10 protein-coding genes are annotated in these 10,939 nt (G+C 63.3%); 4 read left to right on the top strand and 6 right to left on the bottom strand.

What is annotated here, in order from left to right; all coding sequences use genetic code 11:
- Nucleotides 1-40: 40 nt before the first annotated feature.
- From M1L53_RS04885 to M1L53_RS04860, 6 genes are all read right to left on the bottom strand, one after another.
- Nucleotides 41-196, bottom strand: coding sequence for a hypothetical protein (locus tag M1L53_RS04885; protein WP_003945810.1), 156 nt, complete (start codon nt 194-196; stop codon nt 41-43).
- 67 nt (nt 197-263) lie between these two features.
- Nucleotides 264-1,001 carry a FadR/GntR family transcriptional regulator gene (locus M1L53_RS04880; protein WP_007734278.1) on the bottom strand — a complete coding sequence of 246 codons (738 nt, stop codon included), beginning with the start codon at nt 999-1,001 and terminating at the stop codon, nt 264-266.
- Nucleotides 1,002-1,061: 60 nt separating this feature from the next.
- Nucleotides 1,062-1,880 (bottom strand): ABC transporter ATP-binding protein, encoded by an 819-nt coding sequence (locus M1L53_RS04875; RefSeq protein WP_042449495.1) that lies wholly within the window; start codon nt 1,878-1,880, stop codon nt 1,062-1,064.
- Nucleotides 1,877-3,955, bottom strand: coding sequence for a dipeptide/oligopeptide/nickel ABC transporter permease/ATP-binding protein (locus M1L53_RS04870; RefSeq protein WP_054188075.1), 2,079 nt, complete (start codon nt 3,953-3,955; stop codon nt 1,877-1,879). The genes M1L53_RS04875 and M1L53_RS04870 overlap by 4 nt, the downstream gene beginning before the upstream one ends.
- Complete coding sequence (locus M1L53_RS04865) at nt 3,955-4,914, bottom strand: ABC transporter permease (protein ID WP_003945671.1); 960 nt, start codon at nt 4,912-4,914, stop codon at nt 3,955-3,957. The genes M1L53_RS04870 and M1L53_RS04865 overlap by 1 nt, the downstream gene beginning before the upstream one ends.
- Nucleotides 4,915-4,957: 43 nt before the next feature.
- Nucleotides 4,958-6,583 (bottom strand): ABC transporter substrate-binding protein, encoded by a 1,626-nt coding sequence (locus M1L53_RS04860; RefSeq protein ID WP_007734285.1) that lies wholly within the window; start codon nt 6,581-6,583, stop codon nt 4,958-4,960.
- A gap of 274 nt (nt 6,584-6,857) precedes the next feature.
- Between M1L53_RS04860 and M1L53_RS04855 the strand changes: the two genes are divergently transcribed.
- The 4 genes from M1L53_RS04855 to M1L53_RS04840 are packed head-to-tail and all read left to right on the top strand — an operon-like array spanning nt 6,858 to nt 10,939.
- Nucleotides 6,858-7,916 (top strand): Gfo/Idh/MocA family protein, encoded by a 1,059-nt coding sequence (locus M1L53_RS04855; RefSeq protein WP_054188076.1) that lies wholly within the window; start codon nt 6,858-6,860, stop codon nt 7,914-7,916.
- Nucleotides 7,913-8,908 carry a Gfo/Idh/MocA family protein gene (locus M1L53_RS04850; protein ID WP_054188077.1) on the top strand — a complete coding sequence of 332 codons (996 nt, stop codon included), beginning with the start codon at nt 7,913-7,915 and terminating at the stop codon, nt 8,906-8,908. Before M1L53_RS04855 ends, M1L53_RS04850 begins: the two co-directional genes overlap by 4 nt.
- Complete coding sequence (locus M1L53_RS04845) at nt 8,905-9,963, top strand: Gfo/Idh/MocA family protein (protein ID WP_054188078.1); 1,059 nt, start codon at nt 8,905-8,907, stop codon at nt 9,961-9,963. Before M1L53_RS04850 ends, M1L53_RS04845 begins: the two co-directional genes overlap by 4 nt.
- 46 nt (nt 9,964-10,009) lie before the next feature.
- Nucleotides 10,010-10,939, top strand: coding sequence for a dihydrodipicolinate synthase family protein (locus tag M1L53_RS04840; protein ID WP_007734313.1), 930 nt, complete (start codon nt 10,010-10,012; stop codon nt 10,937-10,939).

Genomic DNA, 10,939 nt, shown 5'->3' with positions numbered 1-10,939 from the left:
TGTGCCCTCGGCCGAGTTTCGGCCGAGGGCACACGTCGTTTCAGCCGGCGAGGTCGTCCGGTCCGACGGTGTCCGACAACCATTCTCCGCGACTGAGGGCGCCGTCGTCGCGGCGGCGTGCGATCACGAAAATGACCAGGGCGGCAGCGAGGACAACTGCGAGAACGCGCGAAGGCGTCAGGTTCGGGTTCTTCATACCCGTAATTTTGCCGGAAGAACGGGCGCGATGGTGAGCCAGCGGAGCAAAATCACGTGTTTCGAAATTACTGCGCTTCCGACGCATGGAGACTGGCGATCCGCTCGCGCAGGCCACCGAAGTGCACATCGAGAGTGTGCGCCGCCTCGACTGCATCACCCGTACGGATCGCGTCGAGAATCGCACGGTGCTTCGACGCGATGTCGATCAGTGGCGTATCCGAATGCCCGATGGCCTGCTGGATCTCGCTGTACACCTGCCAGAAGACGTCCATCAATTGAGCGAGGACCTGGTTGTCCAGCGGGGAGTACAGGCGGGAGTGGAAGGTCGCGTCGATGTCGGAGAAGTTCTTCCCGGCTGCGGCACGGACCTCCATGCCGGTGACGAGTTCGTCGAGGTCGGCGTGGTCGGCCGACGTCATCTCGGCCATCGCCGCACCGATCAGTCCGGTCTCGAGTGCCTGACGAATGTCGACCAGTTCCATCGCCTCGTGCCCGGTGCCCTGCAAGGACAACCGGCCACGGAAGGTCAGGCCGTCGGCGAGAGCGTCGAAGTTGCTAGGGGCGACGAACATTCCGAAGCCGTGACGGATCTCGACGACACCCAAGGCCTGCAGAACCTTGAGCGCCTCCCGGAGCGTGTTTCGGCCGATACCCAATTCCTCGGACAGTTCGGCCTCGGTGGGCATCGGGTCGCCGGGGGAGAGCCTGCGTTCGAGGATCAAGTTCATGATGTCCGTCTGAAGTGCGCGCATGCGGTTTTGCGCGCTGAAACGAGCGCCCTGTGTGCCACTCCGGACAGACATCGATTCCCCTTTTCTGATACGAACGTCCTTCATCCTATGTCCGGTCATCCGCTCCATTGGTCAACCCACGTCAACGGTGCGTTGCAGGAGGCTGGGCGCCGCACCCAGCAGTTTGGCCGTGTACGCATCCGACGGGTTGTCGAATACTTCCTGGGCCGTTCCCTGCTCGACGATCCGCCCGGCGTTCATGACGACGATGGTGTCGGAGACGTACCGCACCGTCTGTATGTCGTGCGAGATGAACACCATGCCGAGCCCCAACCGAGCCTTGATGTCGCTGAGCAGATTCAGGATCTGCGCTCGCACCGAGACGTCGAGCGCCGACGTCGGCTCGTCGGCCACGATGACGTCAGGTTCGAGCGCGAGTGCACGCGCGATCGCGACACGTTGCCGCTGACCGCCGGAGATCTGGCTCGGGATGACTTCGAGCGCAGATTGGGGGAGTCCGACCAAACCGACCAGCTCGCGAACTCGGGCGGTCCGGCTCGCGCGGTTGCCGATGCCGTGGACGTCGAGTGGATCGGTGAGGATGTCGGCCACCGTCATTCGGGGATTGAGCGCGGTAGCCGGATCCTGGAAGACGATCGAAATCGCCCGGCCGAACTCCTTGCGCACGCCGGCCGACCGGGTCAGAGCGCTTCGGCCGCGAAAGACCACGTCGCCCGACGTCGGTTTCTGCAGTCCGACCATGACTTTGGCCAGAGTGGACTTGCCACAACCCGACTCGCCCACGATGCCGATCGTCGTCCCTCGTCGTACGTCGATACTGACATCGTTGACCGCGTGAACCGTGCCGGGTTTGAACAGTGATCCCGAACGGGTCTTGTGGACGACGTGAATGTTCTTCAGTTCCAGGATGGGTGCTTCAGCTGTAGTCATCGCACGCTCTCCAATTCCGATTCTGTACGTACGGGAGTCGCGGACTGGTTGGCGAACCAATGCTCGGTCCCGTCGACCCGGACCATCTCCGGCTTACGGAGGGGGTCGGAGTCCGGGCGAGTGGAACGCTCGGCGAAACGGTCACCCGCCGCGAAGTTTCCGGGCGAGGGAACAGTTCCCTGAATCTGATGCAGTCGCGGCGCTTCGTCCTCGATAGAGAGAACGGCACCGAGAAGGCCCTGGGTGTATTCGTGGCGGGGATCGACGAGCAGATCACTCGTGGGCGCCGACTCGACGACCTGACCGGCGTACATCACCGTGATCTTGTGGGCCAGGGAGGCTACGAGTGCCAGGTCGTGGCTGACGAAGACCATTGCAAATCCCAGCTTTTCCCGAAGATCGTTGAGCAAGTCCACGACCTGGGCCTGGACGGTGACGTCGAGAGCGGTGGTGGGCTCGTCCGCGACGATCAACCGCGGACTGCGGGTGAGCGACATGGCGATCAGAACGCGCTGACGCTGACCACCGGAAAGCTCGTGTGGGTAGCTGGAGAGAGTGCGCACCGGATCGAGTCCGACGAGTTCGAGCAGTTCCTCGGCTGTGCGGGTACCGCCGCGCTTGGTGAGCTGCTTGAACTGCGCGCGGATCAGCATCGCCGGATTCAGTGAACTCAGCGCGTCCTGGTAGATCATGGCCATGTCGTGCCCGCGCAGCTTGTTTCGCTCTCGGTTGTTCAGCTCGAGGACGTTGACTCCGTCGAACAGGATCTCGCCGGTCACCACTGCCGTCTTGGGTAGCAGACCCATGATCGCCAGCGACGTGAGCGATTTTCCGCAACCGGACTCGCCGACGAGCGCCATCGTCTCGTTCGGACGGACGGTGAAGCTCACGTTGTCGACGATCGCGGTGTCTCCGTAGCGTTCCGGGAACCGGATCGTGAGATTGCGGACCTCGAGGAGTGGTGCGGCATCGCCCTCGTACACAAGACGATCGGACCGAGATCGCTCGGTTTCCGCCAGGATCTTCAGGTGAGTTTCGAGAGGAGTCGGCTCGGCGGCCGGTTTCAGGACATCTTTCACGACGCTCGGGTCGGCGAAGTCGTCGATCAACTCCGGAGTGTTGGCGACCGATGCGGCTTCGTCCTCCAGAATGAGTTCGTTGGAGGTCTCCTCCGCTGCGGCGGTCTGCGCTGCTTGGAGTGCGGAGGGCGTCTTCTTGGTCTTCTTCAGACTCGGATCGGCCATCGCGTCCGTCAGGCCCTCGGCGAGCACGTTGAGGGATAGCACCGTCAGAAGAATCAGCAGACCGGGGAACACCGTTGCCCACCAACCACCGAGAAGGACCATGTTCTTGCCGTCGGCGATCACCGATCCCCACGACGGATCCGGGGGACGGACACCTGCTCCGATGAACGACAGGCTGGCCTCGAGCACGATGGCGTCGGCGACCATGACAGTGCAGAAGACGAGAACGGGCGCAGCACAGTTGGCTACGACGTGCTTGACGACGATGTGTGAAGTTCTTGCGCCGATGACCTTTTCGGCCGCGACGTAGTCCTCACCGTACTGAGCGAGAACGTTCGCGCGAACGACGCGAGCCACCATCGGTGTGTAGAGGAACGCGATAGTGACGATCAGAACCGGGATCGAACCACCGAAGGCCGCGACGAGTACGGCAGCGAGCGCAATGCCCGGGAACGCCATGACCACGTCGAGCACACGCATGATGGTCTCGTCGACGCCTTTTCGGCTCGTTGCGGCCACCGATCCGATGAGAGCGCCGGCGCACAGTGCGAGGAAGGTGGAACCGAGACCGATGGTCAGCGACCAGCGTCCGCCGTAGAGCAAGCGGCTGAACAGATCTCGACCGAGACTGTCCTGACCGAACCAGTGGTCGGCGCTGGGGCCCGCGGTACCCACCGCCTGTTCGAGCGGGGTGTACTGCGTGATCAGCGGCGCGAAGAGGCAGGCGAGCACGATGATCGCGAGAACCGCCATCGACAGCCAGGCCGAGAGGGGGAAGCGAGAAAAGGTGATGCCGGGTCGCGAAAGCTTCTCGGTGAGTTTTCTTCTCATCATGCTGCGCTCCGAAGTCGTGGATTGACGAGCAGGTAGAGGATGTCGACGGCGAGGTTGACGACGACGAAGCCGACCGCGATGACGATGACAACTCCCTGAACGACTGCGGGGTCACCGTTGGTGACGCCGTTGATCATGAGCTGACCCATGCCGGGCAGGCCGAAGATCTGCTCGATGACCACAGCGCCACCGAGGAGGTAACCGACACGGAGGCCCAGGACGGTGAGCGGGTTGATCAGCGCGTTACGCAACACATTCCGTCCGATCACCACGTGATAGGGCAGGCCGCTGCCGATCGCGGTCCGGACGTAGTCCTTGTCCAACTCCTCGACCATCGACGTGCGGATGATGCGCGTGAGTTGTGCTGCGACGGGCAGTGACAGGGACAGCGCCGGGAGCGCCATGTACCAGAGCCAGTCGCTGACGGAGTCGCTCGGATTGACGTAGCCACCGGTAGGGAACCATCCGAGTTGGACAGCAAGGTACTGAATCATCAGCAGTGCCAACCAGAATGACGGTGCCGCCACACCGCCGAGGGAGATCACTCGGATGACCTGATCCGGCCAACGATCGCGGAACAGTGCGCTGGTGACGCCGAAGATCAGCGAGAGCACGATGGCGATCACCAGTCCGAGAACCGTGAGCTGAATGGTCAGTGGCAGAGCGGTGGAGATCGAATCCAACACCGGGGTACCGGAAATCAGACTGTCACCCATGTTGCCGCTGACCAGATCGGTCACGAAGTGAACGTATTGCAGCGGAAGCGGATCGAGCAGTCCGTTCTCTTCCTTGAACTGCTGCAACTGTTCCGCAGTCGGGTTGCCACCGTTGAACGCCGCGGTTGCGGGATCGGTGGGCGCGAACTGCATCACGATGAAGACGAACGCGATGATGCCGAGGATCAGGGGGATCAGTATCAGTAATCGCCTGATCAGCATGGGGAGGACTCTTGCCATCGGGGGATCTCTCAGTTGTGGGAAACGGCCGAGCGGGCGGGTATCAGGCCGGCTTCGCCTGAAGCAGGTTGACGCCGGGGTACGGCAGCGGAGTGACGTCGGCGATCTTCTTCGGATCCCACGCAGTCAGGAGCTCCTGATGGAGAACCGGGTAGTAGACAGCATTTTCGGCGATCTGGTTCAGGTACGACTGCACGAGGGTGCTGCGCTTTGCCGGGTCGGTCTCGCGGGTGGCTTCGTCCATGGTGGCGTAGATCTTCTGCGCTTCGGGGGTGTCGTCCCACTTGGCGTAGGTCTTCGTCCACAAGCCGCCCTTGCTGTACGTGTAGCGGACGAGAAGGTCGACGTCGCTGCCGAATGCCTGCGGGTTGGACGTACCGGCGGCGATCTGGAACTTCTGGCCGCTGTTGAGCTTGCTCACCATGGCGCTGGTGTCCTGCGGTTCGAGTGTCGTGTTGAATCCGACTGCGTCCCAAGACTCTTTGATGGTCGGCAAGCAGTCGGCCAACCAGCTGACGTTGGTGGAGAGCAGCGTCAGGTCGAGGCCACTGACACCGGCGGCAGCGAGGAGCGAGCGGGCCTTGTCCGGATCGTACGAGTAGACGGTGGACGCTCGCGCGTAGTCGGGGTTGCGCTCGTACAGGTAGCTCGTGGCCGGTGCTGCCTTGCCGCCGAGGGCGATCTCGATCATCTTCGGGGTGTTGATCGCATAGAACATCGCCTGGCGAACACGAACGTCGTCGAACGGTGCCTGAGTCGTGTCGAAGAGCAGGTACATGAGGTTCATGCCCGGGTTGCCCTCGACGGTGCGCCCACCGGAGGTCAGAGTGGGGACGTTGGCGACGGGGATGTTGTCGGCGAGTTGTGCACCGGCATTGTTGCCCGAGACGCGCGCGATGCGTGAGGAGGTGTCGACGATGGAGAGCCAGTTCATGGTCGCGAAGTTGGCCGGACGCGGCCCGTTGTACGCCTCGAAGGCCTCGAAAGCTGTGTTGCTCTTGGGGGTGTGGCTCTTGAGCTTGTACGGACCGGAACCGACGACCAGCGTTCCGGACTTGGCCTCGTCCCAGTGGCCGTCGAAGACGTGCTTGGGCATGATCTTGGCGATCGAGAGACGCTGTGCGGCAGCGCTGAACGGGTAGTTGAAGTTCAGGGTCACCGTTTGGTCGTCGACCTTGGTGACGGACTGCAGCCAGGAGGAGAAGAAGGAGCGGATCAGTACGTTCTGCTGTGGATCGAGGATGCGATCGAAGGTGAAGACGACGTCGTCCGAGGTGACCGGAGTGCCGTCGTGCCAGGTTGCTCCCTCGCGGATTTTCATGGTCCAGCTCGAGGCGGTGGCGTCGGTCGGGACGGCCTGTGCGAGCGCCGCATACGTCTCACCGGTGCCTGGATCGTTTTCGAGCAGTCCCTCGTAGACGTGGTTGACCGCTGCCATGAGGAAACCGGATGCAGTCTGCATCGGGTCGAAGCTCTGGTCGTTGCCGTATCCGATGGCGGTGGTCAGATCGCCGGTGCTCGCGGAACCGCCGACAACCGAGGTCGACGACGGCCCGCCGCCACAGGCCGCGAGAGTCGCGGTGATACCTGCTGCAGCTCCCAGTAGCCCGGTGTACCGGAACAGGTCTCGGCGGGTGAACGCGGAGCTCAGCGGTCGTTCGTTCTTCAAGGCGGCCTCCAAGGCGGGGAGCGGGACATCAAGGGAGTGGATAGGGGATGTCCTATGTTCGACGTCCGATGTTGCGTAACTTACATTGTGGATCAGAAAGCGTCTAGAGAATCTTCGGAACTGGCGGCGCCGAACTTCGACGTTTCGCCGGTTTCGAGCCGAAAATAGTGCGCTCACCTGCATAGATGAAGACTGTGTTACCGGCGTCGAATTGACGAGCGATGACGCTGGCCGTATAACATAGGACATCCCTCATCCAATCTTTGGAGACTTCATGACCCGATACAAAGTCGGTGTGGTCGGTTGCGGATTCTTCGGTAGTTCCCTCGCTCGCGAGCTGGCTGCCCATCCACGTTTCGAACTGACGATGCTGTGCGACCGTGACTTCGAGCGGGCCAAGGACGTCGCCGCAGAGTTCTCGGCAACCCCGACAGACGATCACGACGCGGTGGCCGCTCACCCGGAGTTGGCCCTCGTTGTCGTCGCGACGCCCAATCACGCGCACGCCGAACCTGCCATCGCGGCGCTCGAACACGGCACGGCAGTTTTTGTCGAGAAGCCACTCGCCGTCGAACTGGTCGATGCGCAGAACATGATCGCGAGCGCCGACGCGAGCGGTTCGCCGTTGATGGTCGGGCACATCATGCGGATGATGCCGGGTGTACGACGTCTGGCGGACCTGCTGGCGTCGGGGGAGCTCGGCGAGGTCGCTGCGATCGAAACGTCTCGCTCACGCTGGATCGACACCGACGGCGCAGATCCACAGTGGTGGAAGCTCGACAAGAGCCGAACGGGTGGAGAACTGACTCACGAAATTCACGAACTGGACCTGATGTGCTGGCTCGGCGGCGAGGTGACTGCCGTGTCGAGCATCGCCACCGCGGACGACGGCTTCCGCAACACAGTGGTGTCGTTCGCCGGCGGCGCGATCGGCAGACACACCATCTCGACGCGTTCACACACTTCGTCGTGGCAGCTGACCGTCGATGCCACCGAAGGTTCGGTCCACGCGGACTTCCACACCGGCCGGGTCAGCCGACTGCGCGGGGGACAGGTCGTAGAGTCGTGGCCGATCTTCGACGTCGACGCCGAGAACCAATCGTTGATCGACGCTGCGAGCAGGACGCAGAAGTACAACTCGGGCAACGGAGGATCCTCGCTGTGGATGCAGGCTGCGATTCGTCACGAAATCGACGAGATGGCAGCAGTTCTCGACGGCAAGGCTGATCCCGACTCGCCGTTGACGTACGCACGTGAACGCGCACTCGTCGTCGCCGAACAGGTGCGACTCGGTGGCGGCGAACCGGCAGCGCTCTCGGGAAGTGCCAAGTGACGGTGCGTGTAGCCGTCATCGGTAGCGGCGGAATCGCGCGGGACCACGTCAGCGCCTTGGCGCGCATCCCGTCGGTCGAAGTCGCCTACGTATTCGGCAGTGACTTGGACCGGGCCGCATCGGTTGCGGCGTTGGCGCCGGGCGTGAAGGCCAGTACCGATCTGGCGAAGATTCTCGCCGACCCGAGCGTGCAGGCGGTCAACGTCGTCGGGGCCACTCCCGACCACGCACCCGTGACGATAGCCGCGGGCCGCGCGGGAAAGCATGTGCACGTGGAGAAGCCGGCCGCGCTGACAGTCGCGGACTTCGACGCCATGGTCGAGGCCACCGAAGGTAACGGCACCTCACTGATGGTCGGACAGACCGTACGATTCCAGCCGTCGATCACCTCGATCGGAAACTCGGTTGCACAAGGTGCCATCGGCGACCCCCGGTTGATCCATCTCAGTTGGTACACCGGCCATGTCTGGCCAGGGGGCTGGCGAGGCTGGCAACACGACAAGGAACGTTCGGGTGGTCACCCCGTTCACAACGGAACCCACGCACTCGATCTGGTGACGTGGCTGATCGGTCGTCGTCCGACCCGTGTGTTCGCTCGTAGTTTCCCCACCTTCGCGGCGGGGATGCCCGTGCACGACAGCTTCCATCTGACCGTTCGCTTCGAGGACGGATCGCTGGCTCTGATCGAATTGGCCTACGCGCTACCACAATCGGGAAAGATGGTGCGTCGGATCGTGGTGTCGGGGACTTCCGGCACGCTCGCGCACGACACCGGCGACGACCCGGGACTGATGACGGACACGACCAACGCGCCGCCGTCGTCGATCGAGGACGCGATGTCGCATCAGATGCGTCACTGGATCGCCACTCTCGACGGTTCCGCGAGCCCGATAGTCGAGAACTGGCAGGTGCGTGCAGCTCTCGCGACTGCCATCGCTGCCCAGCAATCGCTCGACACCGGCCGCGCTGTCTCGATCGGAGAAAACCAATGACCGGCACCGGTTCGATCCGCGTCGGATTTGTCAGCGGCGTCAGGCATGCCGGCTCCTATGCGGACCTGTTGCGATCCGATCCTCGAGTGAGCCTGGTCGGGGCCTCCGACGAATCCTCGGTCCCCGATTGGATTCGTGAGGACGGAATCGCGATGGCAAAGGCCGCAGACATCGAGTGGATCGACGAACTCGGCGAGCTGCTCGACCCCGAACGGATAGACCTGGCGATCATCTGCAGTGAGCCGACCAGGCATGCACGGCTTGCGATTTCCGCACTGAACGCGGGACTCGACGTCCTGGTGGACAAGCCGGTGGGTATCGACGAGTCGGAGGCCGCGGCGGTCGAGGAAGCTGCACGGTCGAACGGGCGAATCTGCACGGTGGTGAACCGCACTCATTCACCTGCGCTCCGGCGACTGCGCCGATGGATCGACGCCGGAAATCTCGGACTGCCGCGCCACGTCGACATCGAGTTCCTCGCAAGCGGAACACATTTCGCGACGTCTGTCGAGCGTCCCGAACTGGTGGTGGATCCCGCGCTTTCCGGCGGGGGAGAAGTAGTGAACTTCGCCGGTTACGCCGCCGACTACCTCCGATACCTCACCGGCCTGGACGTCACCGAGGTGTACGCCGAGACGAGCACACTCTACGGCGGGGCCCACCAGCAGTTCGGAGTCGAAGACACGGCGTTGATCTCGCTCGCCCTGGAAAACGGCGTCACCGCGACGGTGACCGTCGGAAGAATCCCCGCAGCACCGGGTTTCGGCGCGAATACCGCGACGGTTCGCGTCCTCGGATCCCACGGATACGCGAGTTCCGACGACGACAAACCCGCGGTGACCCACTTCGCGGCCTCGGGAGACGTGACCGCACTACCCATCGGCGGCTTCGGTTCGGACAACGCGGTGTCGAGCTTTCTCTCTCACGTGCTCGATCGACTTCCCACACGGACCGAACCCGACTACACCGTGGCAGACGCCCGCGCGTCGATGCGCGTGATCGATGCTGCCTATCTGTCCGCCTCGAGCGGTCAGCCGGTCTCCGTTTCTCCCTGACAGCCGCACCCACAACTCAATCCGACAACCAACAAATGGAGACTCCATGAGCACGGAAACCACCACCTTCAGCGGAATCGTCCCGCCGATCGTCACACCACTGACGCTCGAGGGCGAGGTCGACACCACGTCGCTCGAACGCCTGCTCTCACTGCAGATCGAAGCCGGAGTCGACGGCTTGTTCGTCCTCGGTTCCTCGGGTGAGGTCGGTTACCTCACCGACGCTCAGCGCGCCCAGGTGGTGCAGACGGCCATCGGTCACGTCGGCGGCCAGGTACCGGTCCTCGTCGGAGTGAACGACATGACCACCAACCGGGTCATCGCCGTCGCCGAGCAGGCGCGCGAGGCTGGTGCGGATGCCATCGTCGCGACGGCGCCGTTCTACGCGATCACCGATGCAGCCGAGACGGCAACGCATTTCCGCTCCATCCACGCCGCAGTGGATCTTCCGTTGTTCGCCTACGACGTCCCGGTTCGTGTCCACAGCAAGCTCAGCCCGGCAATGCTGGTCGAGCTCGGTCGCGAGGGAGTCATCGCCGGCGTGAAGGATTCGAGCGGCGACGACGTCAGTTTCCGTATGTTGCTCCGTCAGTCGGCCGGGCTCGAAAACTTCGCCGTCTTCACCGGGCACGAGGTAGTCGTCGACGGATGCCTGCTGATGGGTGCTTCGGGCGCAGTGCCCGGCCTGGCCAACGTGGACCCGCACGGCTACGTACGACTGTGGCGCGCTGCGCAGGCAGGAGACTGGGCCGCAGCGAAGGCCGAGCAGGATCGACTCACCGATCTGTTCTCCATCGTCGAGGCGCCGACACCGGGTCGCGTCAGTGCCGGTGCCGCGGGTCTGGGCGCGTTCAAGACGGCTCTGGCCCTGCGCGGCGTCATCACCGGCAACACGATGTGCGCGCCGATGCTCTCGCTCGACGAGTCCGAGACCGCAACGATCAAGGTCGTTCTGGAACAGGCCGGGCTCCTCTGA

The sequence above is a fragment of the Rhodococcus sp. T9N genome (assembly GCF_024436645.1).
In the GTDB taxonomy this organism is placed as follows: Bacteria; Actinomycetota; Actinomycetes; order Mycobacteriales; family Mycobacteriaceae; genus Rhodococcus_F; species Rhodococcus_F qingshengii.
The sequence above is the reverse complement of the archived record's forward strand: the minus strand, read 5'-3'. Positions and strand labels throughout refer to the sequence as shown.